We start from the raw sequence: 223 nt of genomic DNA on the forward strand, positions 1-223 counted from the left end.
GACGATCCAAAATGAAGAAACGCAAGAACCATTTGCCGGAGTTCAAGGCCAAGGTTGCGCTTGAAGTGATCCGCGAGGAGATGACGCTGGCGGAACTGTCCAAGAAATATGACGTTCACCCGACGCAGATCGGAACGTGGAAGCGGGCAGCGATAGAGAACATGGCGACGGCCTTTAGGGGTCTGTTCCGGCTCCAGAACAGGTTAGCGCCGCTGATGTCGAC

At 55.6% G+C, this 223-nt stretch carries 1 protein-coding gene; it reads left to right on the forward strand.

Features of this window, described 5'->3' with window-relative positions; all coding sequences use genetic code 11:
• Positions 1-11: 11 nt before the first annotated feature.
• On the forward strand, positions 12-223 hold a 212-nt coding region (locus ABLN87_RS22450; RefSeq protein WP_353014338.1), incomplete at its 3' end, for a transposase.

It is taken from the genome of Ruegeria sp. SCP10, from assembly GCF_040329495.1.
In the GTDB taxonomy this organism is placed as follows: Bacteria; Pseudomonadota; Alphaproteobacteria; order Rhodobacterales; family Rhodobacteraceae; genus Ruegeria.